Raw genomic sequence first — 24,483 nt, 5'->3', positions numbered from 1 at the left:
GCATTCCCATGGTACGCACTCAGCATTGGGTTCCCCGCATGGTAATGGGAGGCACCTTGTAATAAATCTTGAAGGCTCTCGTGAATGAGTATAAATTGGGATAGCCAAGAGACAGGGCAATCTCCGTGATCGTTGCGTCCGTTTCGGTCAGCAATCGTTTCGCCTTCTCCATCCGTATTTTCTGCATGTATTTTAACGGAGGCATTCCTACCTGACTGGTGAACATATTGGAGAAGTACGAACGGTGCACCCCCGCAAATTCAGCCACCTGCTGTACTGAAATCCCTTCGGTCGCGTGAAGTTCCATGTAATCCAAACACTCATGAATCCATCCCGCAAGCTCTGTCGGCTGCAAAGAAACCGTGTCCGGCACCAGTCCGGCAAGCAGTCCGTAGATCAAGCCATGCAGTTCCAGTGAAATTGAAGGCTTCCAGCGTTCCACGCCAGCCAGGGCATGAATCACGCTTTCCGAGGACTCTTTGACCCGGGCGGATAACATTTGTTTGCCAAACGGGCTATCCGGAAGCAAACCGGCAAGCTCCAATAACGGCTTGACCCTGTTGCCGTCCAATGCGAGCCAGCTCATTTGCAGCGGAGAATCCGAGGGAAGCATGTGATAGTAATAGGTCCGCCCCGGAAACAGGCAGAACACATCGTTCTTCTGCAGATCCACCCATTTACCATCAAACTCAAGCCGGACCATGCCTTCATGCACAAAATGCAGACTGTAACACTCGATCCGTTTCGGTCCGACCTTGTAATTGGGCTTGGCTGCAGTTCGTCCTGCCCGAACCGGCCAAATTTGTTCCTCCTTATCCAAATATCCCGGCGTATAGTAGATGAATTCCGCATACTCGTATTCATATTCCTGCATTTGGCGACGCCCCTCCTTTCCTTCATTTTTTGCTTAATCATAACAAAATGACAACAAAAATATAACACTAAGCTATTTTTATAACTGATTTTTTTCAATATTATCATACTAGGAGGGGATTACACTTGTCGAGAACACCTAACATTTTGCTAATAACTAGTGATCAACAGCATTGGAACACCATCGGTACATTTCAGTCTGAAATTTCCACGCCGAATCTGGACCGTCTCGCCCGGCAAGGGACAACGTTCGATCGGGCCTATTGCCCAAATCCCACCTGCACCCCCAGCAGAGCATCCATCATTACGGGAATGTATCCCAGTCAGCATGGAGCATGGACTTTGGGTACAAAACTGCTGGAAGACCGCCACACCGTGGGTCAAAGCTTCCAGGAAGCCGGATACCGAACGGGTCTTGTCGGCAAAGCTCATTTTCAGCCACTGAAATCCACGGATGTTTATCCTTCGCTGGAAGCGTACCCGATCCTTCAGGATTTGGAATATTGGAGAAATTTCCACGGGCCATTTTACGGATTCGACCATGTTGAACTGGCCCGCAACCACACCAATGAAGCCCATGTCGGTCAACATTATGCACAATGGCTGGAAGAGCAAGGGTGTGCCAACTGGCGGGAATACTTCCTGCCGCCGACGGGAACCATGGATCCTTCCCGGACGTACACATGGCCCATCCCGGAGAAATACCATTACAACGCCTGGATTTCCGAACGAACCGGCTCCCTTTTGGACCAATACCAGCGCTCGGATGACCCTTTCTTTCTGTGGGCCAGCTTCTTCGACCCGCATCCGGAATATCTGGCCCCTGAACCGTGGGACTCGATGTATGACCCGGACGAGTTGACCATTCCATCCGTAACGCCGGGAGAGCATGACCGAAATCCGCCGCATTTCCAGTTGACGCAAGAGGACGATCCGGATTTCTCGCATCTTGCAGAGACCGGGTATGGCATACATGGCTACCGTTCCCATCACTATTACGAGTATGGTGCAAAGGCACGACTAACGGAGTATGACAAGAAAAAGCTTGTTGCCGTGTATTACGGCATGATCAGCATGATGGACAAATATATCGGCAAAATCCTCGATAAACTGGATGATCTGGGACTGGCGGAGAATACCGTCGTTGTATTCACAACGGATCACGGCCACTTCTTCGGCCAGCACGGCCTTCAAGCCAAGGGAGGGTTCCATTACGAGGATTTAATCCGGATTCCGTTTATGGTAAGGTACCCCGATCAGGTGCCTGCCGGAAAAAAATCAAATGCCATGCAATCCCTGGTCGATCTGGCCCCGACCTTCCTATCGCTCTGCAACGTTCCGATTCCGCACGCCATGACGGGCGTCGACCAAAAGGAAGTGTGGTTCGGCAAGAAGGCGGCCGCTCGGGAGCATGCCCTCTGCGAATTCCGGCACGAGCCGACAACGATTCATCAAAAAACATATATCGAACAGCGTTATAAGATCACCGTCTATTACAATCAATCCTACGGTGAGCTGTTCGACCTTGAGACCGATCCTAACGAGCTGCATAACCTGTGGAACGAGCCGGAGCACGAGCAGCTGAAGGCCGAGCTATTGCTCAAATATATCTGGGCCGAGCTTGGCAAGGAACCGATGCCGATGCCCAGAATCCATCATGCGTAATGGAAATCATGAGAGATCGCATCAAGGGACTGAAGCATAAATTCAAGCTGCTGAACCAGCTGTTCTGGACCTTCTTCCGCATCGGGCCCTCCACCTTCGGAGGCGGGTATGCCATGCTGCCAATTATTGAGCGCGAAGTGGTGAGCAAGAAAAAATGGATGCAAGAGGATGAAATCGGTGAGCTTATATCGCTCGCCGGCTCAGCTCCCGGAGGCGTTGGCGTTAATGCGGCTGCCATCATCGGCCACCGTCAGGCTGGCGTTGCCGGAGCTGTGTCGGCGGTCATCGGAGTGACATGTCCCACGTTTCTGATTGTGATTCTGATCAGCATATTTGCCATGGTGTTCCGAAACCAGCCTAAAGTCGAAGCTGCTCTAAAGGGGATGAACGGTGCCATTATAGCGCTAATCCTCATGGCGGCATATCGGATGGCCAAGTATTCCGTCTTTGACAGGACGACAGCGATAGCTGCCCTTGCTACCGTCTCCGTGCTGTTATTTGCTGGTGTCCACCCCCTCTATCTTATAGCTCTGGGTTTGTTATGCGGCATGACGGTCATCCGGATCAAACTACGGCTTGGACTTCGGGCCCGGACCGAGAAGCAGACCGCAACCGGCAGCCCTTCGGAGCTGGAGTATTACATTTAAGCGAGAGAAATCGGGGCGATCGAATCATGTATTGGGACTTGTTTATCATGTTTATAAGCGTAGGCCTTGTGTCGTTTGGCGGCGGTTATGCAGTCATTCCGATGATTCAGTATGAGGTCACGGAAAAAGGATGGCTGACAGCCGCGGAGTTCCAACAGACAGTGGCGCTGGCTGGAATGGCGCCCGGCTCGATTGCAACCAATGCCGCCACGCTGATCGGCTATGAAACAGCAGGTTATCTCGGAGCCGCCGTCTCCACCGCTGGGATCATTATCCCGTCGTTGATCGTTGTTGTGCTGCTATCTGCCTTCTTCTACCGCTTGCATGACAACCCATGGCTGAAATCTTCCCTGTACGGCTTGCGGCCTGTAACGACCGGGCTCATTCTATATGCAGCCATTCACTTTGGCTTGTCTAATGAAGGCGCAGCGATAACCTGGGGCATCGTCCCCACGCTCCTTATCAGTGGTGTTTGCCTGTATCTCTTACTGAAGCACAAGCTCCACCCGCTGCTCCTGCTCATCGTCGCCGGCGCTGCCGGCATTGTTTTATTCTAACTTGAACTGGGAGGTGCATGATGGAATCCAAACCGTCCTGCTGCACCGCAGCACGAAACAGGCTGAACGTCACGGCCCCAACTCCTGCTGCAGGCCAGGCAGCGTTACCTGGCATTACGATTGCCGAATCCGAGAAGGACCGTATGGTTCAGCTTCCTGGCGGTCTATTTCTGATGGGCACCTCCGATCAGGAAGCCAATCCGTATGATGGAGAAGGACCCGTTCGGGAAGTAAATGTCAACGCTTTTGCGATTGCTCCCTATACGGTGACCAACAGCGATTTCGTCCGTTTCATACAAGCGACCGGATATAGGACAGATGCTGAGCAGTTTGGCTGGTCGTATGTGTTTCACTTGTTCTTGACCGAACAGGCTGCTGCGGCAACACAGGCCCCGGCCCATACGCCATGGTGGAGAGCGGTACCCGGTGCGGACTGGGCTCATCCGGAAGGCCCCGGGTCAAGTCTCGTTCATCGTATGGACCATCCTGTCGTCCATGTGTCCTGGAACGATGCCGACGCCTACTGCAAGTGGGCCGGAGTCAGGCTGCCCACGGAAGCCGAATGGGAATATGCCGCACGCGGCGGACTCGTGCAGAAACGATACCCTTGGGGCGATGAATTGAAGCCTGCTGGAGAGTTTCGCTGCAATATCTGGCAGGGGAGGTTTCCCGTGAAGAACCATGCCAGCGATGGTTATCCTGGCACGGCACCGGTTGGAGCCTATAGGCCGAACGGGTACGGTCTGTATCAGATGTCGGGCAATGTGTGGGAATGGTGCTCGGATTGGTATGACCGAAGCTATGATGTGACTGGACACACGGACAATCCCAAGGGACCACTGCAAGGACAAGAACGAGTCATGCGCGGCGGCTCCTATTTATGCCATCGATCCTATTGCAATCGCTATCGCGTTGCCGCAAGGAACAAAAATACGCCGGACAGCTCATCCAGTCATGTCGGATTCCGCTGCGTCAAGGATATGGGTTACCTATCGTAGTCTCGAGAGGTCAATACATATCGTGTACAATAAGTCCACTCATGCTCCTTAGACACACATATCCTGTATCATAGGGAAGTTTAGTGACATTACCACACCTTATAGATAAAGGAATGAATACGATGGCTGAATGCAATCGAAATCCAATCGGTGAATGCTCGGAGGCTGAAGGTTCGAATACGACAGCCAGTGGATTCGCCTCCCATGCGGAAGGAATTCTGACGACAGCTAGCGGAGCCGTTTCCCATGCGGAAGGCAGTACGACCAGAGCGTCCGGGGACGCTGCCCATACGGAAGGCTATAATACCGAAGCGCTGGCCGACAGTTCCCATGCCGAGGGATCGACTACTATGGCAAGTGCAACAGCTTCTCATGCCGAAGGTTTTACAACGATGGCCTACGGCGAAGCCTCCCATGCCGAAGGCAACGCAACGACAGCTCTGGGCCATGCCTCTCACACCGAAGGCTATCTGACGGAAGCGATAGAGGATACCGCCCACGCGGAAGGCTCAAACACCGTAGCAGGCGGAACCGCATCTCAAGCGGAAGGGTACAGAACCATGGCCAGTGGAGAAGCCTCCCATGCCGAAGGCATCTCGACAACGGCGAGCGGGTTTATATCGCATGCCGAAGGATTGTCTACAACGGCGAGCGGCCTCGTATCCCACGCCGAAGGAACCAACACTACTGCGCAGGGTAATTATTCTCATGCCGAGGGCGCATATAACACAGTAACCGGCAATTACGGTCATGCGGAGGGCGCAAACAACACGGTGGACGGGAATTATGCCCACGCGGAAGGCGGAAGTAATACGGCTCAGGGAAATTTCTCTCATGCAGAAGGATACGATAATTCGGCAACCGGCAATTATGCACATGCCGAAGGTTCGCTTACGACTGCAAGCGCCTTTAATTCCCATGCCGAAGGCTACACTACGTTAGCGGAAGGTTACGCTTCGCACGCGGAAGGAAATACAACGATAGCTTCAGGAAACAATTCGCACGCCGAAGGTTTTACTACGACGGCGGGTGGTTATGCTTCGCATGCAGAGGGAAATACCACCACCGCATCGGGCGGAAATTCCCATGCGGAAGGAGTCAACACCCTCGCCGAGGGCAGCAATTCCCATGCCGAGGGGTCCGGTAGCCAGGCATTAGGGATCAATGCGCATGCCGAAGGCTCCAATACGCTGGCTTCGGGGAATAATGCGCATGCCGAAGGTGCTAATACGGTTGCTTCCGGTGTATATGCCCATGCCGAGGGAGCAGACACAACGGCATCGGGCAATTACTCCCACGCGGAAGGTTCAAGTACGCAGGCAACCAACAACTATGCCCATGCCGAGGGCTCCCTCACCACGGCCAACGCCTTTAATTCGCATGCGGAAGGCTACACGACGTTGGCATCCGGATATGCTTCGCACGCGGAGGGCAATACCTCCACTGCCTCAGGCAATAATTCACACGCGGAAGGATTTACGACTTCGGCAGAAGGCTATGCCTCCCATTCTGAAGGGTCCAACACCGTGGCATCGGGCAGCAGAGCGCATGCCGAAGGAGTCCAAACGACGGCAAGCGGAGATTTCTCCCATGCGGAAGGCCTCCAAACCACCGCCACCCATAACGGAGCCCATATTATGGGCAGATATGGGGCGTCGCTCTATACCTATTCCTGGCATGTCGCGAACGGGACCTCCGCTGATGCACAGGGTCTGGCCGCTGTTCTGCAAGGGTCAACCGGCAATATGTATATTGACGGCAACTATTTTTCCGGTGGAGCCGATTATGCCGAAATGTACGAAACACTGGATGGCACCGGCATAGAGCCCGGCTATTTTGTAACCCTGGATGGAGATAAGGTCCGGATCGCTACGCAAAGCGATGGTTACTTGCTAGGGATTGTCACCTCCACTCCCTCTATTGTGGCAGATGCCGCAGAACTGCGATGGAAGGATTACTACCTCCATGATGAGTGGAGAAACGTGCGGTTTCAGGAAGTTACGATTCCTGAGGAACGGGATGAAGAAGGAAATATCATTGCACCTGCATCCACCGAACAGCAGCCGATCTTGAATCCGGAGTGGGACCCTTCGATGGCCTATATTCCAAGAAGCCAGCGCGAGGAATGGGTAACCGTCGGTTTGATTGGAAAACTGCTCGTTCGTGATGATGGAACGTGCACGGTTAATGGCTATTGCATGCCCAATGACGATGGGGTCGCCACCAATGCCGATAGCGGATACCGTGTAATGAAGCGCACCGGACCCAATCAAATCATGGTGCAGTTTAAATGAGGGTGGAATGCACCGTGATCTGGCTGAGCGTAGAAGAACCGACTTCTTGGAGTCGGTTCTTTGTACATAAGAATAATAATCGATCTGATTGGGATACAACATTCTTAGGAATAGAGACAATGCAAAGGGTCAAATTGATATAATACACTCTATAGTTTAAATGATGTGACTAATTTCCTGATCTAACCTATGTGATTGGTGGAACAGAATATAGATTGCTTCATTCCGCTAGTAACTTAGTATAGTTGTTGTTTAAATCGGTCTCTTGTTCTGCCAAAGAAAAAGACTAGTAAAATCAGCAATCTGATTTCACTAGTCTTTTACATTCGCCTCATTTAAACCATTTCTTTTTAAACTCTATTGTTTTCGTTTACCAAACGCCCACAGACCAACGCAGGCTAATAATATCCCAAAGCCCATCAACACTCCCTGAACGACCTCTTTCAGCATAGAACCTGTAGTGTATCCATGGTCGTTCCAAGCAAAATACGCAGGACCGCTGAGATCAAGACCATCATCATACTTTGGTTTTTATCCATCGTCATGTCTATCTTTACATCCATGTACCTCTTATTTTGGTTTAAAGCCTCTTTTTCGTACTTTGACTACATCTTATAAGCCTTCATCGCTTTTCTAAGCTCCTTGAATGTAGGGCGTTTGCCGTACATCAGGACACCAGTGCGATAGATTTTTGCAGCCAACCAGCCAAACACGAGGATGGATACGATCAGGATAGCAAGGGATAACAGGATCTCCCACATCGCTACGTCGCCAAGTCCGATACGAACCAGAATCGTTGTTGGTGAGATGAATGGAATATAACTGGACACCTTCATCAGCATCGAGTTCGGAGCGCTCAGGCTAAAGATTGCGATATAAAATGCCACCAGCGACAGCATGGTAATCGGCATGACAGCCTGCCCCAAATCCTCTGTACGGCTGACAATCGAACCAATGGCCGCGTATAACATCGCGTACAAGAAATATCCGAGAATGTAGAAGATTAAGCCAAACACCAGCAGCATCGGATCAATCGCAGTAAGGTCAAGATTCATTTCCTTCAATGTGTCCATGTTGTGAGGCAGCATCAAATTCGCTGCGGCAACAATGCCGAACGCCAGGATCTGTGACAGACCCAGCAGGAACATGCCGATAACCTTACCGAACATTTGACTCAGCGGAGAGACGCTGGTAATGAGGATCTCCATAATACGGGAGCTCTTCTCTGTCGTCACTTCCGAAGCAATCATGTTGCCGGTCCCCATCAAGGTGAAGAAGAAGAGAATAATCAGTGCATACACCACGATGTAGTTAATAACCTCGGAAGCCCCATCCTTCTCTTCGGATGCTCCTCCAGCACTGCCTGATGGATTCGTGCCAATACTGCGAGCATCAATCTGAACCGGCGCATTCAGCTCATTGATCTGTGCATCAGACAAATCAAGCCCATCTACAATGCTGCGAGTCTTTGCCACTTGAAGAGCGGCTTGCAGATTCGATTGCAGCTCCGGACTCATTCCCTCTTCTTCGGAGCTGTAGACCACGGCCGGGAACGTGCTGCCTTCTTGTGCTTCAAATTTTAAATAACCTTCAATAGTGCCATCTTCAATGTCTTTATTCAAGGCAGCTTCATCTGCCGTTTCATATTTCACAAATTTATAGGTAGTTGACGGCAGGCTGCTCCAAGTCGTCTCCAATTGTTCAGCGAGCGCTTGCTCCTGTCCATACACCAGACCTATGCGAGTGGTTTCCTCAGATCCTGCCTTGTCACCCGTGAACATTTGGATCAGAAAAGGAAGATTAATCCCGATTGTAATGATCAGTGCAAAAATCAGGGTTGATACGAGAAACGACTTCGTTCTTACCTTATTCATAAACGTAAATCGGATAACGGTCCACATATTATTCATTAGATTCACCTACCGCCTTTATGAAGATTTGATTGAGTGTCGGCTCCTTCACTTCAAACCGATGGATCACGCTTTGCGACATCGCTGTATTCAAAATATTCTGGGCAGCGTCGATGTGGCTTATGCGGATGGAGTAACCATCCTCTGTCCGCTCAACAGCCGTTACGCCCGGCAGTGAATCGAGCCCCTGAACTTCACCAGAGGTGCCGAGCACCACTTCTTCTCGCGGATACTTGGATTTAATGTCCTTCAGGTTCCCCTTCACTACGGTGTTGGAGCGATGAAGAATGGTAATGTTCCTACATAATTCCTCAACATGCTCCATCCGGTGGGTAGAGAACAGAATGCTTGTGCCTTTGTCGCGAAGTTCTTTAACCGTCGATTTCAATAGTTCAACGTTCACCGGATCCAGTCCGCTGAATGCTTCGTCCAGAATCAGGATCTGCGGATCATGAACCACTGCTGCAATAAAGCCCATCTTTTGTTGATTACCTTTAGACAGTTCCTCAATCTTCTTATCGTAGTAGTCAGGCACTTCAAAGCGCTCCAGCCAGTACTTCAAGCTCTTATCGGCGTCTTTGGCTGACATGCCCCGAAGCTGGGCCAAGTATGAAATCTGCTCGCTGACTTTCACTTTCGGATATAACCCGCGCTCCTCCGGCAAATAACCCATAATGTGACGAAGCTCCTTGTTGTAAGGCTTCCCATTATACAAAATCGTTCCATCATCCGGGTAGATCAAGCCAAGCACCATCCGCATGGTGGTTGTTTTACCGGCACCGTTCGCACCGAGCAGGCCGTAGATTTCTCCTTCCTCAACCTGAAGCGAAATCTGGTTTACGGCTGTTTTGTCCGCATAAATCTTAACTACATCCTCTAATTGCAATCGTTGCATATTGTGAAACCCCTCTCTATCCTAGTTCTGCACGTTGGCAGGAATATTGCCTTCAATCCATAGTCGAAGCACTTCATCCAGCTCCAAGGAACGGGCCCGAATAAACGGTATGCCTGCAGACTGGAGGATCTTTTCTACTTCCAAACATTCCGTCGTTATAAAAGAAATCGTATTCGCTGTCTCTTGTTTGCTGCTAAGAATACCAGGCAATTCCTCTACGATGGAAGCATCGCCTTGAATCCAACATTCCTTCCAATTGTCGAGCAGCGAATCCTTCTCCACCATACCCAGCAGCTTTCCATGATGGATAAGGATCACATAATCCGCCAGCCGCCTGATTTCATCCACCACATGGGTGGACAGCACGATGGTGGTATCCATAGATTTCATCACCTTGTGCAGCTGGTCGATCATCAGCTTCCAAGCAAAGGGATCCAGACCGGAAGAGGGTTCATCCAGAAGCAGGAGTTTCGGCTTCGGTGCAAGCGCCGCTGCAATCTCGAATTTGCGCCGCTCCCCTTTGGACATCTTGCGAAGTTTTACGCCCCTCGGGACATCAAATCGTGACAGAAGCTCATCGAAAAAGTAACCATCCCAACTGTCATACCAAGATGCTCGAAAGCTGGCCGCCTCATCCACCGTCATATGCTGTTCTTCTGAGCTCAGCTGTTCGGGAACGAACCCCATCTGTTTACGAATCGAGACGGGGAGCTCTCTCGGATGGGATTCACCGAACCAGGTGATCTCCCCTTCATCTGGAAACACGGTCTGCATCATCATGTTCAGCAGCGTGCTTTTCCCCGAGCCATTAGGTCCCACCAGCGCAACGATGTATCCTTGAGGTATCGATATTTGGATGGGTCCGATGGTTTTCGTTTTCCGCCGTTTAATGACATTACGAATTTCAATGATATGCGGTTCCATTGATTGCTAGCGACCTCCTCTTGCTTGGTATTTATCCCGAACAACTTCCATGAACAGTTCCTTTAATTCATCTTCATTAAACTGAACAGCAAGCCCCTTATCTACCGCAATCTTTAATGCCTCAACGACCGAATCGCGTTTATATTGTTCACGGGCCCGATCACCGACACCAGCAACAAAAGTTCCCGTTCCTTGTCTCGTTCGAAGCAGCCCTTCATTCTCTAGATCCTGATACACCCTGCGTACCGTAATGACGCTGCAGTTCAGATTCCCGGCAAATTCCCTGATGGACGGCAACAGCGTTCCCTCCTCGATCTGACCGCTGATAATAAGCGAGCGCAGCTGTGATTCAATCTGGTGATATAAAGGCTCTGCGCTATTTTCATTAATCTGAATCGGAATTCGCACCTTGTATCACCTCTCTTCTTCCTTGTACATAAGCGGCGAACCTCCGACACCAACGTGTATGTGTTCTATATAAATCATGTTAGATCCCTTGTCTGCTGCCGGGTGTACGTGAATTTACTCATGAGCAGCATGGCCGCCAGTCCGATGATGAGTGATCCCCACATGACCGGTGATATCAAGCTCCATCTGATGGATGCGTTAGCAATGAAATCGGTTAGGCTGTAACCCAGCAAATTAAACAGAACGACGGATCCGGTGGTTAGCACCATCACCACAAGGGTGTTTCTGAAGTACGCCTTGCCGCTGCACATATGCTCCCAATAAATATAGGGCCCGGTCATTAAAAATCCGATGCCGATCCATGTCAGCATGAATGCGATATAACTCGGGATATCCATTGCGGATCTGATATGATCACCTATCGCATACATGACCCCAAAAAACACGATGCCGTTTATGGCATAAGCTATCAGGCTGTTTATAATGCGGCTTACGAAAATCGCGGAGGCCGGCACCGGTATGCTGCGGTAAAAATACAGCATCCGCGTATACGAATCCTCGCTCAGATAACGGAAGGATCTTCTGCTGAAGAGGTATCCCAATAACGGAGCGTAAAGCACCAATATGAAGTCAATGAACGGGTTGCTGCGCTCATACAAATGTTCAAACTGATTGTCTATGATAACGCTGGCGGCAAATCCCATGTATACCATGAAGAGAATGGTCCATAAAATCTGCAGCTTGTCGCTTGCAAAATCCTTCTTTACGATCTTCATTGCATTATGGAGTACTTGTTGCAACGCGCCTCACCCTTTCCCTCGTATATACAATCAATTTCTATACAATCAATTTCGTAATCATTGCAGTTGTGCACTTCCACTGTGCTTAGTGTGATTACTGTGCTCATTGTGTATATCTTTATATACAGTATATAGTCTGTATCTAAACAGTGTCAATAGAATTTGTAAATATTTATGATTTTCCTGGTTGATGGCAGCGACCGGAGTGGATACACTCCCACACTTCATCCTGCAAATGAGCTACCCCGCCCGCCTCCATAAAAAAACACCCGCCAGATCTCTCTGACGGGTGTTCTCCCACACTTACATTCCAAATATGACTTTCCATACAGGCTGAGTATGACCGCCTGGATACAACAGATACAGCAAGGTGTACACGGCCACACCGGTAATTGCTGTAAAGAACCAAATAATGGACGTAACTCTGCCCCATTTACGGTGCTTGGAATATTTTTCCTTGAGTCCAAGAGTCAATGTCGTAATGCCAAAGACCGCAGCGACGGTAGCCAGCACAATATGGAAGATCAGGAATACCTGATAATAAGGCTTCAGTTCATCCGGTCCGCCCCACGACGTGTTGCCAATGAATATAGTGCGCGATGAATAGATGATAAAGAAGATCACCGCTGCCACCGCTGCCCAGATCATCACTTTTTTGTGAGCTGCGCGTTTACCTTTAATAATAAGTCCCCAACCGATAGCTACCAGCACGGCGCTTATCACGATAAACGTAGTGCTGACCGTGGGAAATATAAAATACCAATCCATATGGATCCTCCTTCATTAATCCTTATTAAGCTTGATTCAGGTTACCCGGAGGCACCTCACCAGGCAAAGGATCGTCTTCCTGATTCTCTCGTTTGTACCAATGGAAGAACACATAGGCCAGCATCGAAGCGAAGATGATCTCCTGGAAGAATTTCATGATAATCCCGCCAACACGCTGGTCAATGGCCGGCTCCAAGTAGCCGAAAAATTCGGGTCCTCCGAATTGGCTGAGTAATGCTGAGGTGTCGCCAGACACACAATAACCCATCGCATTCGCCCATACAACCGGGTCACTATATGTAGCGTACATCGGCTCGTTTGCGAAAATAATGAGCCCACACGCCGGTGTCAGCAATACCATATTGAGGAAGATATACCCCATCTTCATAAGCCCCGAGGACTTGTCCTTCTCCGGAATCGGATTCAATATGGCCCACCACATGAGCAGTGAGGCAATTAACAGAATCAGATAGTACAATCGATGCACCCAGAAATTCAACATGACAAAGTCATGGATTACTGGAATGTGATAAAACGAAAACAAACCGTTAAACACTACTGCTGCCACAATCGGATGCGTGAGGAAGCCTAGCTTCTTAAATGGATTTATCCTGTCGAAAGCACGCCACAGCCAAACCGGAATGCCCAGAATCAGGAGTGGTGTTGCCATGAGATAAGACATCGCCATACTCACCATATGGAACGAGAACATTGTATGTCCAAGCAGATTAACCGGTCCACCTTGGGCAAGATAGAACGTAATCATCCCCGCAACAAATAAAGATTTCCGCCCAGCCGAAACCGGAGCACTTCCTTGGAATCGATGGCTCAAGGGACCGGTCAGCAAGAAATAGCCAGCAGTCAGGAGCAGCATAAACGCCAGGAACATGGGGGTCCATTTATCTGCAAAACTAAAATATTCTAAGCCCAGCATGCAAAAACCTCCCCTAAACGGGTTAAATTCTGTCGAAATTGTGACACCTTCCTACGACTTAAAAAAAGAGGGGGCTGAAGTAGCCCACCTCTTTTTCATTTTACCACCAAACCCAGAACAGTGCCATGACAATACAGGTACTTGCTACGAAGAAGCCGCCAATCATGAACAGGATTGGCATCAGATGCCCTTTGTCCTTTAAGTGCATCCAGTAACCCATTTGTACGAACACCTGCAGCACAGCCATAACCAGCAAGATGATGATCGTAAATGCTGTGTTGATGCCACCGGCTGCGACGGCTGCGAAGGCAATTGCCGTCAGCACGATGGAGAAGATAAATACTACAATGTGTTTCTCAGGGCCCTCCACGCGATGGCGGTGTTTAACTGTCGGCCCCTCATTAGCATTAGATGATTGGTTCGCAGTCATTCCTTAGCCCACCTTTCCAAGAAGGTATACGACCGAGAAGATGAACACCCATACAACGTCGATAAAGTGCCAGTACATGGCAGAAACATATACCTTGGGTGCTGTAACAACGGTTAACCCTTTTCTGTACAGCTGAGCAATCAACAGGCTGATCCACACGACCCCAAAAGCAACGTGAGCACCGTGGAAGCCAACCAGCGTATAGAATGCAGACGAGAATGCACTCGTCTTCATATTAAATGATTCATGTACAATATACTCGTAGAACTCATAAATCTCAAGGCCAAGGAATCCAAGACCCAGTGCTACGGTTACGATGAGCCACAACTTCAGCTTCTCGATATTGTGACGGTGGAGCGCCTGAATGGCGAACACACTGGTCAAGGAACTGACAAGCAATATCAGTGTTGCTGCTGCCGTAATCGGCAGCGAGAACAGCTCAGAAGCCGTTGGACCTTCATTGTTCTGGCCGCGAAGTGCCAGGAATGTTGCAAACAACGTACCGAAGAGTACAGCCTCTCCACCAAGGAAGAGCCAGAAACCAAGAACCTTATTACGGCCTTCGAGTGTTGCCTTCTCCGGCTCGTGAGGAAGTTCGCCGTTTACATGTTCAGCGTGACTCATGCTTTCCCCTCCCCTTCCAGTTCTTCAACTTCGATGTGATATCCATGATCATCGTACAGGGAACGAGCGATCATTGCAGCGAACGTAATCAGAAGACCAACAATCAGAACAATGTATTTATTGAAGATTAAGCTCATGAACGAATTCGAGAAGTCCTCCGTGCTAAACATAGAAACCAAGACCCGCGATAAACAGACCCAGTGACATCACAAACGGAAGGATGCTTGGCGAAGGCATATGGATCGGACCAACCGGCTCGGATGGTGTCATCTCTTTATTGCCTGCCATCTTCTCTTTCCAGTAAGCATCGATACCGCGAACGAGCGGAATTTGCTTAAAGTTGTACTCTGGTGGTGGAGAAGGAATGCTCCACTCGAGCGTACGGCCATCTTCCCATGGATCCGCTGCTGCACCCACCGGTTTTCTTGAAGTTGCAACAACGTTGGCCAAGAAGGCCAACACACCGATACCCATCAAGATTGCACCGATGGTACTGATGAAGTTGAGTTCATCGAAATTCTGATTCGGCAAGTACGATACAATCCGCCGCTGCATACCGAGCAAACCAAGGAAATGCTGTACAAAGAATGTCATATGGAAGCCGATAGCGAACAGCCAGAACGTCCATTTGCCCAGCGTTTCGTTCAGTACGCGACCGAACATTTTAGGCCACCAGTAGTGCAATCCGGAGAACAGTCCGAATACCAGACCACCGACGATTACGTAGTGAAAGTGAGCTACAACGAAGTACGTATCATGGAACTGGAAATCTGCAGGAGCAGATGCCAGCATGACACCGGTAACGCCACCCATAACGAAGGTTGGTACGAAACCGATCGCGAACAGATTGGCACTGGTGAAACGGATTTGACCGCCCCACATCGTAAAGAGCCAGTTAAAGATTTTGATACCCGTAGGAACCGCAATCAACATCGTAGCGATGGAGAAAAGTGCATTTGCTACAGGTCCAAGACCTGTCGTAAACATATGGTGAGCCCAAACCATGAAGCCCAAGAAGGCAATCAGGATGGTTGCAAATACCATCGAGCTGTATCCGAACAAACGTTTACGAGAGAATGTCGGGATAACTTCTGAGATAATACCGAATGCCGGCAAAATCAGAATGTATACTTCAGGGTGACCGAAAATCCAGAAAATATGCTGCCACAATACGGGGTTACCGCCGCCCGCAACATCAAAGAAATTGGCACCTAGCAAACGGTCAAAGCTGAGCAATACAAGGCCTACTGTAATTGCAGGGAATGCGAACAGGATCATAGCCGATGTAATGAACGCCGTCCATGTAAACATTGGCATTCTCATGAAGGACATTCCAGGTGCACGCATTGTAATAATGGTTGCCAGGAAGTTGATACCGCCGATCAACGTACCCAAACCTGCTATCTGCAGCCCGATGGTATAGAAATCCACACCGTGTGTAGGCGAGTAGTCCGTTGAGGATAGCGGTGGATAAGATGTCCATCCCGCATCAGGCGCACCGCCCATAATCCAGCTAAGGTTAAGCAACAGTCCACCGAATAAAAACGTCCAAAACCCGAGTGAGTTCAAAAATGGAAACGCAACGTCCCGCGCACCGATCTGAAGCGGAATGACCGCATTCATCAAGGCGAAGATAACTGGCATTACACCCAGGAAGATCATCGTCGTTCCGTGCATCGTAATTAATTCATTAAATACTTGAGCCGATACCAAATCGTTCATCGGCTTGATCAGCTGCAAGCGAATGAGAATCGCTTCAATACCGCCAATCCCGAAGAAAAAGCCGCCCGCTATCAGGTATAATATACCGATTTTCTTGTGGTCAACGGTTGTTAGCCAATCCATTATCCCCGTGTAGCGTTTGACGCTATGGCTATGAGCATGAGCGTGAGCCAAGGTTTGTACCCCCTTTTAAAGTTCCTGCTGTATTAATAATCCAACTTATAATTGGCTAAGTAATCGGCAATTTGCTCGATTTCTTCATCACTGAAGCCGAGATCCTTCGGATTAGGCATCGTGTTACCAGGTTTTACAGCCTGTGGCTCCATCAGCCATTCCACCATGTTGTCTTTTGTCGGCTTTGTCCCTGGATTGCCGCTTATGTCGTTCAGCAAGATACTCGCTACCGTCTCACGCGATCCAATGCCAGTCAAGTTAGGACCCATGGCTCCGCCTTGATCGCCAACAGCGTGGCAGGAGAGACAGTTGGTCTTAAATTTCTCAGCAAGCGCAGCGTCTGCAGGAAGCACGGCAGGTGCTTTCATTGCAGTGACCCATTGCTCAAACGTTGCATCATCAACCGCTTTCACACGGAATTCCATGAAGCCATGGGAAGGGCCGCACAACTCTGCGCATTTACCAATGTATGTATCCGCTTTGTCAGCAACCAGAGTCATGTAGTTAACGCTGCCTTCTGTGTTCGTATCCATCTTGCCGCCGAGCGATGGTACCCAGAAGGAGTGAAGCACATCATTCGTTTTTAATTGGAAGGCAATTTTCTTGCCTACAGGAACAACCAGCTCTTGAGCGGTTTTCACACCGTGGTCCGGATAAGTAAACTCCCACCAGAACTGGTGAGAAGTAACTTCCACCTTAACTGCTTCCGGATCGTTCCAATCGTTCGCTCCGTACGCAAACACCTTTTGAATAGTAGGAACTGCAAGCACGAGCACCAAGAGCAGCGGAATCGCCGTCCAGATAATCTCCAGCTTATGGTTCCCTTCCACTTGTTCAGGAATTTCATCTTGTCCCTTTTTTCTACGGAACTTAACAAGCACGTATGCGGCAATTCCAAATACCACAACCATTACGACGATCATAATCGAAATGGAGAGCTTAATTAAATCCAGTTGACCTTGTGCTACCGGACCTTGTGGTCTTAAGACCGACAAATCCTCTCGGCCGCAGCCGGATAACACCAAAGCAAACATGGCCATCAAAGGAAGAAGACGCTTTACAGCCTGCCACCGTTTCATCATTGATCTACCCCACTTTTCCGATTTTCGTAGACTACCATCCGGCGCAAACAGCGGTAATCTACCTGCACAATCACGGATGAAGTAATCCTGTCAATTAAAGCAATCACTTATTAAATATAAGTTCATGGGTTGCTTTTGTCAATCATTCACAGGGAGTTCACAAATTGTTCGAAAAGTCGTCAAAGTCGCGCCGTTACTGATTTTGCAATCGCTTTCAAACTCGTTTCACACTCCCGTGGCCCATGATTCGACATTCTGCACAATGCCTCAGCGACAGTCTTTATAGCTATATATACAGTCATTTCCGTCTTTTTGAATCTGTATGCAGCGGCTGTGCAGGAGCTACATTCACCCCTGAATCTCCATGCTAAAGGAGGTGTTCCAGGCAAGCTGCATCATCCCCGCCAGGAATACCTCCTATTATTATGCTATATTTCTCTGCACTTTAATCCGTCAGAATGACTGGCCCTTCACGTGTGATAGCTATTGTATGCTCATATTGAACACCTATCGACCCGTCCGCGCTGGATATGGTCCAGCCATCATCTCCCCAGAACACTGCACCTGTGCTTCCCAGAGTGAATACCGGTTCGATGGTAATGACCATACCTTCTTTAAGCTTCAATCCCCTTCCAGGAACACCATAGTTCAGCACATCAGGCGGCTCGTGTATGGCACGGCCGATTCCATGGCCAACCAGCGATTTTACGATCCCGTACCCTTCCCTTTTTGCAACCTGCTCGATGGCATGACCCACATCACCCAACGCAGCGCCGTGACGCGCCGCCTCGATCCCTCTAAACAGCGCTTCGTGCGTATGCTCCATCAGTTTTCTTACCTTGGGAGAAACCTCGGCTACCGCATAGGTCCATCCTGAATCCGCCAGCCATCCGTTCTTATTCACCACCATGTCGATGGTCACCACATCACCCGCCTCCAGCGGCCGCTGGTCGGGAAATCCATGACAGACTACATCATTAACCGATGCACAGGTTGCGTAGGGAAATCCTTTATACCCCTTTTGCTCAGGGACAGCTCCGTTCTTCTCCAGAAACTTCTCCACCCTGGCATCAATCTCGCTTGTCGTAATCCCTGGTTGTATGATCTTAGCTATTTCACGGTGGCACGCAGCCAAGATGCGTCCCGCCTCGCGGATGTATCCGATTTCTTCCTTTCGTCTCAGCTGTATCCTCACATCTGCCACTCCCTTATATCCTTATCGGATCGACTGCTAACAATATATGAAGGGACAGATGCAAAATACCCTCAAAATAGTGGACTTCGCACGGAAGTCCGAGCCCGATGTCTATCATCGACCGCAAACGCAAAAAAACCGCCTTCGGGACATTTGTCCCAAAAACGGTTTAACCATATTCTCTAAATGGTTCATATTATTAGTTGATAACAAGATGAACATGCTTGTGATATTTCTATAGATATCAGGTGCTTATTACAGGTTACGAAACGGAGGAATTCAGCTTGCCAAGTTCATGCTCAACAACAAGTGTAAGCTCTTCTTCATAGCCCCCCATAATATGGTACTTCCGGACATACTCCTTTACAAATTTTTTCGGATCTTTAGGCCGGAAAATTCGTGTCATTTCCCGCAGACTTTCCTTAACCTCATTGTGACCTTTCGTTGCCATGATGGATCCCTCCCAAAACGTGTGGAATAAAATTACTCCGTTTAAAGAGAATGCCGAAAAGATCTACCTCATTAAGTTGAAGCCATATTGCAGTTCTAACGGTGATGATTAGGTTGATATTCAGCAACTTACCAATGCACCTGACACTATACATACCCTTACAGCATGCAACTGAATCATTAATATATTATATCATATTCTTCTGTTTGTTTCATCTTTCCCAAAAAATGTTTTTTTGTACGATGAATTTCATGGATCATCAATTACGCCCGGAATTGGTTAAGATACATTCATACGATCCATAAAACGCAATCAAATCGCAATAAGATTCCAACATAAGGAGGCCCTTCCTATGGCAGAAACACGGTCTATCCTGCACTCCCCTTATTCTTCCGGCTCCCCGATTCCTAGTGCGGAACCGCAAGACTTGGGGCTCCAGCATGAGATTCTGGATCAGGTCGACAAGATCATCCAGAAACAATATCCGAAAATGCGCAGCTTTCTGCTGCTGCATAGCGGCAAGCTCGTATATGAACGCTACTATGGCGGGCACAGTGTTTCTTCGCTCAATGATCTCAGGTCAGCCACAAAGAGTTTTACATCCATATTATTTGGCATTGCCCTCTCGCGCGGCGAATTGCCCGATCTGAATTCATCCATTAAAGACATCTTCCAGCGGTATATTCCCGAACGCGCTCATCCTCTCCTGCACAAGGTTTCCCTTCATCATTTACTGACTATGACCTCAGGCTTTGCATGGCAAACAGGCAAGAAGCTGGGAGAGCCCCTCATTCACCGCTTCCACCGCAACCGGAAATGGACGAGCTTTGCGCTTTCCCTGCCTGTGGTTGAGCAGGAGATGGGGCTCTTTCAATACCGGAGCACGGATTCACATCTGCTCTCCGTCGCCATTAGCGAGGCCACGGGAATGGATGCTTACGCCTATGCCAGGCAGCATCTATTCGGTCCCCTGGGCATTCACCATGCTGCATGGTCTCCAAGCCCTGAGGGCCACAGCATGGGTCACGTCGGGCTCTATCTCACGTCAAGGGATATGGCCAAATTCGGTTTATGCTGCCTGGACGGAGGACGATGGGAAGGTGAGCGTCTCATTCCGGAATCATGGCTGGAGCAAGCACTTACTCCCCAAGTTAAGGGCTATCCCGCTTTTGGCGATTATGGATTCCAGTGGTGGAACGGCATGCAGAACGGTACGCCCTTTGCACTCGCACATGGCCATGGTGGACAGCAAATCTATCTTTTTCCCAAGTTGGATACGGTCGTTGTATTTACTGCCGATAGCAAGGTCAGCCGCTGGAAGAATCCTCGTGTGCTGCTGGAACGCCATATCCTTGATGCTATCCAATCCAAATCCCCACCATCGTCGGATGACTCTAACTAGTTTGTTAAATTGGGGCGGCATATTTAAAGAAGCGACCATTATTTTCAAGCCTGTATTTGACTTTCATGCACCTTTTAGCGGATAGTACCTTCTCTTTCTGGTTACTTTATGCGATATGAATCATTTCTAAAATCAAGCCTGAGAGGAGCATGCGACATGTCCGGTAAAGACAAAGATCTCCATCCGATTTCAAACGAAGAGGTTGAAGTGGACGGAACGTACACCAATGAATGGGGTCGGGAGGAATATTTGAAGCGCGGCGAGGAGTTCCCGTTTGATCCGCAGAAGGGCTCTACGGAGTGGAGACTGGCTGAATATGATTTTGACAACCATCATCAAGGCAGAACAGACGAACGTCTGGTTCCAAAAGAGAAGGGCCCGGATAAACAGGTGAATGCCGAATCTCCGCTGCGCCATGATGTCGAAGTTGATTAATCCCTTGTATACCGGCAGTGTACAGAGATGGTTCATCAAGTCCTGCTCATAAAGGGTGATACCACATGCGAAAATCGAAATGGGTTCTGCTGCTTATCCCCATTATAGCCGTGGGCGCCCTATGGCTTGCAGCTTATATCGGGAAGCCGGAATACGCCTATGTACCGCCTCAACACAAGTTGGAAAATGCACCACAGCTCCAGGCCCAGCAACTGGGGTTCATTCGCCAGTATGATCTCTGGGGCAAAACACTTACGGTTCCCGGTTCTGCCCTTCAGGACCAGGATCCTCGCTTATCCGCGGCTAACGGAGCTATCGAAATAACGAAAGACATGCTTGCTCTGGGGCGCCGCACCCTTTATGAGGAGACCTTTGGTAATGAGGTATTCTTAACCGATATTCTGGGGATTGTTGATGGCCCAATGAAGCTGGGTAAAATCGCCAAGGCTATCGCTGAGCTGAAGGGAAAGGGCACGAACAATTTACAAATCGAGCTTGATCAGGATGTTACAATTGGTGGCAAATCCTTCCGCAAGGGAGATAAGATTGACACTGGCTTTGATGTGGCCAAAGGAGCTTATGCCCCGATCGGTGTCAAAGTAAAATATGACCAGGGTAAAGCCCGTATCGGAGTCACCTGCATGGCCTGTCATGCTACCGTCAACCGCGAGACGGGAATGGTGGTGGAAGGCGCACCGAACTCTGATCTAAACTTGGGTTTCATGCTGGCGCTGGCACCTAACAGCTCGGCATATTTTACCCATACGGATGTCACGAAGCTCGTGGATTTTATTAAGAACGAGAACCGTACCGTCATCAATTCCAAAGGAAAACCCGAGGCACTGCCCGATCCAGCAGCACTGGAAAAGGCGGTTGACGACAATCTCATGAAATGGGCACCCGGCAATTTCGATACTACCGTTGATCTTATCAGCGATGTGACCCAAATTCCCGATATGTTCACGAAGGGTGATCATCCGTTCAGCTGGAGCGGCTTCGCTATTGCGGGCCCTTTCAAGGGGCTCAGCACCTTCAGCAACAATGTGCATGCACAGAATACGGATACCTTGAGCCAAAGCGAGATCAGCGAGCCTTTATGGGGGATCGACAAGGAAATCTATGTGGGTACCATTTTGCAAAATGCAGCTCATCGCAAGTTCCGTTACGACCCAAAGAGCGGGCTGAAGCCAACCGAATTCTTCAACCGGCTGGACCCGAATCCCGGCACCCCCGGTGTCAATGAAGTAATCAAGATTCCGAACTTCCCTAAGGTTTCGGCAATTGCGCCCAATGGACTGTACATCAGTTCGCCCGGATTTCATGCCGGGGAGCAGGTTAATGCCATGTCTGCCTATCAGAATACGGTGCGTCCGCCAGACACGGATTCTTCGGCAGCCACCAATGCCAAGACCATCCATCTCGGAGCGGAGGTATTCAAAAAAGCACAGTGCATCTCTTGCCATGCAGGTGATTTTTTCACGAATAACCGGATTCTGCCTGCTGTCGAAATCGGCACTGAGCCTGCAAGGGCCAAAGCCTTCCACACCACGCAAAACGCTTTTGGCGAGGCAGAGTTCTATCCTCCCAACACTCCCGTACCCCTCCCTTCGGATGCGAAGGGGGTCAAGATTCCCCTGGACGGAATCGACCCGAAGCAGATCGAGCTGGGCTTCGGCCATCATCAATCCGGAGGCGGTTATAAGGTCAAGGGGCTGATAGGGCTGCGCTGGTCTGCACCATATTTGCATGATGGCGGAGTGGCCGTTGGCCCGGAGCTGGGACAAATTGGCGTAGCCGAAAGCGTTATGAAAGGCATTCAGCCGGATCCTTACAACAGCCTGAAGGCCCTGATCGACCGGAAGCTGAGAATGCAGGTCATTGAAGCGAACCGCAAAGATGCACGGCTAAGGGACACCCACATTACGGGTCAGGGTCATGAATATTGGGTGGACGAAAGCAGCGGTTTTACCAAGGAGGAGCAGGATGCTCTCGTGAAGTATCTGCTGCAATTGAAAATGAAATAATATCGGTGCACAACCATCATACTTTGTCCAATCGCTTCATAAGGTAAGGTATAAAGCTTGCCCTACCCAGAACCGGTTTTTAAGACAAGGAGTTGATGAGATGTCCCCTTTCAAATCGTCCACAGGGCTTCCCGAGAATCTGGCCGCAACACTCTGTTATCTTCTGCCCATGGTCGGAGGAATTCTGTTTCTTTCATTAGAAAAAAGAAGCCGTTACGTCATATTCCATGCCCTTCAGTCCCTGCTGGCCTTCGGCATCCTTGCCGTCGCTCACCTGCTGTCGAGCGCGGTGCCCATCATCGGCCTCCTGGCTTCCGCCCTCCTCGCACTGGTTGGCGTGCTGATGTGGCTGGTGCTTATGGCGAACGCCATTCAGGGAAAGTGGTTCAAACTGCCTTGGATCGGCAATTTTGCCGAGAAACAAATGCAGCGTATCTGACGTGAGCTGCTCCATTACGACTGGATACATTATTGCATATGTGAACAACAAAAAAACGGCCTCGCTCCTGCATCTGGAGCGAGGCCGTTTTGGTTGTTCGGGACCGCTGCTGGGAACGCTGTTAGAGAGCAGGCTGAATTCGACCCGTATGCTGGAGCGAAGTTGTTCTTAAGTTCGGGTACTTTTTTTAAATTGACCCTCTTAAGGGTGCAGTTCACCCTTTATCCGTGCTAGTGCTATAGGTAAATATGGCGTAACGGACCTAGTAGACGTTATTTTCAAAAAGCGAGCATGTTTTGAGATGTAACGGACCCTGGAAGCGTTATTTGACAACTAACGGTGGGGATCAAGCCCATATGGACACTTTAACGACTACTGTGTCCGTTAGAGTTGAGGAAGTGGCGATATCCTGTACATAAGGGATATGAGGTCCGTTAGCTAATAGCTCCTGATTCGAGGGGACATCAACTATCACATTAGTTACTATTCATGCAGCAGCGATCACTTTAGTTACTATGCAGAACAAGCAGCATTCTATTGTGTTAGTTACTTATTACATTCAGATCACAACAATCCATCACATTAGTTACATTCATGCAGACACGGAGCAGCCATAGCCCCCAACCCATCATTCAAAGAAACCCACGGGTCCGCATAACACCGGGTAACGGCCATAACCAAGATAACCGTGAGTAATATTGAAGAGAATCACGGATAGCGACTCGCCGTCGCTATCCATCTGTAATGCCGGTGCTGCGATCCCGTCAGTCCATAATAAAAGGCAGAGCAAGATATGGAATCTTGCTCTGCCCTCTTCTTTTTGAAACCCGAG

The 24,483-nt window shown here is 49.5% G+C and carries 24 protein-coding genes and 1 pseudogene; 10 read left to right on the top strand and 15 right to left on the bottom strand.

Features of this window, described 5'->3' with window-relative positions; genetic code table 11:
* Window positions 1–19: 19 nt before the first annotated feature.
* Window positions 20–874 (bottom strand): AraC family transcriptional regulator, encoded by an 855-nt coding sequence (locus PVOR_RS05455; protein ID WP_006208103.1) that lies wholly within the window; start codon window positions 872–874, stop codon window positions 20–22.
* Window positions 875–999: 125 nt separating this feature from the next.
* On the opposite strand from PVOR_RS05455, the gene PVOR_RS05450 reads away from it, so the two are divergent.
* The 5 genes from PVOR_RS05450 (at window position 1,000) to PVOR_RS05430 (ending at window position 7,034) form a co-directional block, all read left to right on the top strand.
* Window positions 1,000–2,538 carry a sulfatase family protein gene (locus tag PVOR_RS05450; RefSeq protein WP_006208102.1) on the top strand — a complete coding sequence of 513 codons (1,539 nt, stop codon included), beginning with the start codon at window positions 1,000–1,002 and terminating at the stop codon, window positions 2,536–2,538.
* Entirely contained in the window at window positions 2,538–3,185 is a 648-nt protein-coding gene (locus PVOR_RS05445; protein ID WP_006208101.1) for a chromate transporter, read from the top strand. The genes PVOR_RS05450 and PVOR_RS05445 overlap by 1 nt, the downstream gene beginning before the upstream one ends.
* 26 nt (window positions 3,186–3,211) lie before the next feature.
* On the top strand, window positions 3,212–3,742 hold the full coding sequence (locus PVOR_RS05440) for a chromate transporter (protein WP_006208100.1): 531 nt from the start codon (window positions 3,212–3,214) through the stop codon (window positions 3,740–3,742).
* A 20-nt stretch (window positions 3,743–3,762) separates the two neighbouring features.
* Entirely contained in the window at window positions 3,763–4,740 is a 978-nt protein-coding gene (locus PVOR_RS05435; RefSeq protein ID WP_006208099.1) for a formylglycine-generating enzyme family protein, read from the top strand.
* Window positions 4,741–4,862: 122 nt separating this feature from the next.
* The gene (locus PVOR_RS05430; protein WP_006208098.1) at window positions 4,863–7,034 is read left to right on the top strand and encodes a peptidase G2 autoproteolytic cleavage domain-containing protein; all 2,172 of its coding nucleotides are present in this window, start codon (window positions 4,863–4,865) and stop codon (window positions 7,032–7,034) included.
* A 605-nt stretch (window positions 7,035–7,639) separates the two neighbouring features.
* Here PVOR_RS05430 and PVOR_RS05425 read toward each other — a convergent pair.
* The 13 genes and pseudogenes from PVOR_RS05425 to PVOR_RS05360 form a co-directional block, all read right to left on the bottom strand.
* Window positions 7,640–8,944: an ABC transporter permease gene (locus PVOR_RS05425; protein WP_006208096.1), complete on the bottom strand. Its 1,305-nt coding sequence runs from the start codon at window positions 8,942–8,944 to the stop codon at window positions 7,640–7,642.
* Window positions 8,937–9,839 (bottom strand): ABC transporter ATP-binding protein, encoded by a 903-nt coding sequence (locus PVOR_RS05420; protein WP_006208095.1) that lies wholly within the window; start codon window positions 9,837–9,839, stop codon window positions 8,937–8,939. Before PVOR_RS05420 ends, PVOR_RS05425 begins: the two co-directional genes overlap by 8 nt.
* Window positions 9,840–9,860: 21 nt before the next feature.
* Window positions 9,861–10,763, bottom strand: coding sequence for an ATP-binding cassette domain-containing protein (locus tag PVOR_RS05415; RefSeq protein WP_006208094.1), 903 nt, complete (start codon window positions 10,761–10,763; stop codon window positions 9,861–9,863).
* A 6-nt stretch (window positions 10,764–10,769) separates the two neighbouring features.
* Window positions 10,770–11,171 carry a GntR family transcriptional regulator gene (locus tag PVOR_RS05410; RefSeq protein ID WP_006208093.1) on the bottom strand — a complete coding sequence of 134 codons (402 nt, stop codon included), beginning with the start codon at window positions 11,169–11,171 and terminating at the stop codon, window positions 10,770–10,772.
* A gap of 74 nt (window positions 11,172–11,245) precedes the next feature.
* Entirely contained in the window at window positions 11,246–11,947 is a 702-nt protein-coding gene (locus PVOR_RS05405) for a hypothetical protein (protein WP_231887994.1), read from the bottom strand.
* Between the two features lie 327 nt (window positions 11,948–12,274).
* Window positions 12,275–12,739, bottom strand: a complete 465-nt coding sequence (locus tag PVOR_RS05400; protein ID WP_006208091.1) for a DUF420 domain-containing protein — start codon at window positions 12,737–12,739, stop codon at window positions 12,275–12,277.
* A gap of 25 nt (window positions 12,740–12,764) precedes the next feature.
* Complete coding sequence (ctaG, locus tag PVOR_RS05395; RefSeq protein ID WP_006208090.1) at window positions 12,765–13,673, bottom strand: cytochrome c oxidase assembly factor CtaG; 909 nt, start codon at window positions 13,671–13,673, stop codon at window positions 12,765–12,767.
* Window positions 13,674–13,773: 100 nt separating this feature from the next.
* Window positions 13,774–14,103: a cytochrome C oxidase subunit IV family protein gene (locus tag PVOR_RS05390; RefSeq protein WP_006208089.1), complete on the bottom strand. Its 330-nt coding sequence runs from the start codon at window positions 14,101–14,103 to the stop codon at window positions 13,774–13,776.
* Window positions 14,104–14,106: 3 nt separating this feature from the next.
* Window positions 14,107–14,727, bottom strand: coding sequence for a cytochrome (ubi)quinol oxidase subunit III (locus PVOR_RS05385; RefSeq protein WP_006208088.1), 621 nt, complete (start codon window positions 14,725–14,727; stop codon window positions 14,107–14,109).
* Window positions 14,724–16,572: pseudogene (gene ctaD / locus PVOR_RS05380) on the bottom strand (cytochrome c oxidase subunit I). The gene PVOR_RS05385 and the pseudogene ctaD overlap by 4 nt, the downstream one beginning before the upstream one ends.
* Before the next feature lie 83 nt (window positions 16,573–16,655).
* Entirely contained in the window at window positions 16,656–17,705 is a 1,050-nt protein-coding gene (coxB, locus tag PVOR_RS05375; protein WP_006208085.1) for a cytochrome c oxidase subunit II, read from the bottom strand.
* A 445-nt stretch (window positions 17,706–18,150) separates the two neighbouring features.
* Window positions 18,151–18,900, bottom strand: a complete 750-nt coding sequence (map, locus tag PVOR_RS05370) for a type I methionyl aminopeptidase (RefSeq protein ID WP_006208084.1) — start codon at window positions 18,898–18,900, stop codon at window positions 18,151–18,153.
* 262 nt (window positions 18,901–19,162) lie between these two features.
* A complete protein-coding gene (locus PVOR_RS05360) occupies window positions 19,163–19,351 on the bottom strand; it encodes a hypothetical protein (protein WP_006208082.1) in 189 nt (62 codons plus the stop codon).
* A gap of 352 nt (window positions 19,352–19,703) precedes the next feature.
* On the opposite strand from PVOR_RS05360, the gene PVOR_RS05355 reads away from it, so the two are divergent.
* From PVOR_RS05355 to PVOR_RS32455, 5 genes are all read left to right on the top strand, one after another.
* A complete protein-coding gene (locus PVOR_RS05355) occupies window positions 19,704–20,753 on the top strand; it encodes a serine hydrolase domain-containing protein (protein ID WP_006208081.1) in 1,050 nt (349 codons plus the stop codon).
* A 156-nt stretch (window positions 20,754–20,909) separates the two neighbouring features.
* Window positions 20,910–21,188 (top strand): hypothetical protein, encoded by a 279-nt coding sequence (locus PVOR_RS05350; protein WP_006208080.1) that lies wholly within the window; start codon window positions 20,910–20,912, stop codon window positions 21,186–21,188.
* A 65-nt stretch (window positions 21,189–21,253) separates the two neighbouring features.
* Complete coding sequence (locus PVOR_RS05345; protein ID WP_006208079.1) at window positions 21,254–23,212, top strand: hypothetical protein; 1,959 nt, start codon at window positions 21,254–21,256, stop codon at window positions 23,210–23,212.
* Between the two features lie 100 nt (window positions 23,213–23,312).
* Window positions 23,313–23,651 (top strand): DUF4870 domain-containing protein, encoded by a 339-nt coding sequence (locus PVOR_RS05340; protein ID WP_006208078.1) that lies wholly within the window; start codon window positions 23,313–23,315, stop codon window positions 23,649–23,651.
* A gap of 40 nt (window positions 23,652–23,691) precedes the next feature.
* A complete protein-coding gene (locus tag PVOR_RS32455; RefSeq protein ID WP_006208077.1) occupies window positions 23,692–23,823 on the top strand; it encodes a hypothetical protein in 132 nt (43 codons plus the stop codon).
* 456 nt (window positions 23,824–24,279) lie between these two features.
* Here the strand turns inward: PVOR_RS32455 and PVOR_RS30550 are convergent, their stop codons facing one another.
* Window positions 24,280–24,441 (bottom strand): hypothetical protein, encoded by a 162-nt coding sequence (locus PVOR_RS30550; RefSeq protein ID WP_160163976.1) that lies wholly within the window; start codon window positions 24,439–24,441, stop codon window positions 24,280–24,282.
* Window positions 24,442–24,483: the final 42 nt, after the last annotated feature.

This window comes from Paenibacillus vortex V453 (assembly GCF_000193415.1).
GTDB classification, from domain to species: domain Bacteria; phylum Bacillota; class Bacilli; order Paenibacillales; family Paenibacillaceae; genus Paenibacillus_AQ; species Paenibacillus_AQ glucanolyticus.
The sequence above is the reverse complement of the archived record's forward strand: the minus strand, read 5'-3'. Positions and strand labels throughout refer to the sequence as shown.

Coding starts and splice junctions, on each gene's coding strand:
- PVOR_RS05350 (WP_006208080.1), top strand. CDS start 20,910: ATGTCCGGTAAAGACAAAGATCTCCATCCGATTTCAAACGAAGAGGTT.
- PVOR_RS05455 (WP_006208103.1), bottom strand. CDS start 874: ATGCAGGAATATGAATACGAGTATGCGGAATTCATCTACTATACGCCG.
- PVOR_RS05345 (WP_006208079.1), top strand. CDS start 21,254: ATGCGAAAATCGAAATGGGTTCTGCTGCTTATCCCCATTATAGCCGTG.
- PVOR_RS05435 (WP_006208099.1), top strand. CDS start 3,763: ATGGAATCCAAACCGTCCTGCTGCACCGCAGCACGAAACAGGCTGAAC.
- PVOR_RS05355 (WP_006208081.1), top strand. CDS start 19,704: ATGGCAGAAACACGGTCTATCCTGCACTCCCCTTATTCTTCCGGCTCC.
- PVOR_RS05400 (WP_006208091.1), bottom strand. CDS start 12,739: ATGGATTGGTATTTTATATTTCCCACGGTCAGCACTACGTTTATCGTG.
- PVOR_RS05360 (WP_006208082.1), bottom strand. CDS start 19,351: ATGGCAACGAAAGGTCACAATGAGGTTAAGGAAAGTCTGCGGGAAATG.
- PVOR_RS05415 (WP_006208094.1), bottom strand. CDS start 10,763: ATGGAACCGCATATCATTGAAATTCGTAATGTCATTAAACGGCGGAAA.
- coxB (WP_006208085.1), bottom strand. CDS start 17,705: ATGATGAAACGGTGGCAGGCTGTAAAGCGTCTTCTTCCTTTGATGGCC.
- ctaG (WP_006208090.1), bottom strand. CDS start 13,673: ATGCTGGGCTTAGAATATTTTAGTTTTGCAGATAAATGGACCCCCATG.
- PVOR_RS05430 (WP_006208098.1), top strand. CDS start 4,863: ATGGCTGAATGCAATCGAAATCCAATCGGTGAATGCTCGGAGGCTGAA.
- PVOR_RS05405 (WP_231887994.1), bottom strand. CDS start 11,947: ATGAAGATCGTAAAGAAGGATTTTGCAAGCGACAAGCTGCAGATTTTA.
- PVOR_RS05440 (WP_006208100.1), top strand. CDS start 3,212: ATGTATTGGGACTTGTTTATCATGTTTATAAGCGTAGGCCTTGTGTCG.
- PVOR_RS05390 (WP_006208089.1), bottom strand. CDS start 14,103: ATGACTGCGAACCAATCATCTAATGCTAATGAGGGGCCGACAGTTAAA.
- PVOR_RS05420 (WP_006208095.1), bottom strand. CDS start 9,839: ATGCAACGATTGCAATTAGAGGATGTAGTTAAGATTTATGCGGACAAA.
- PVOR_RS05385 (WP_006208088.1), bottom strand. CDS start 14,727: ATGAGTCACGCTGAACATGTAAACGGCGAACTTCCTCACGAGCCGGAG.
- PVOR_RS05340 (WP_006208078.1), top strand. CDS start 23,313: ATGTCCCCTTTCAAATCGTCCACAGGGCTTCCCGAGAATCTGGCCGCA.
- PVOR_RS05445 (WP_006208101.1), top strand. CDS start 2,538: ATGGAAATCATGAGAGATCGCATCAAGGGACTGAAGCATAAATTCAAG.
- PVOR_RS05425 (WP_006208096.1), bottom strand. CDS start 8,944: ATGAATAATATGTGGACCGTTATCCGATTTACGTTTATGAATAAGGTA.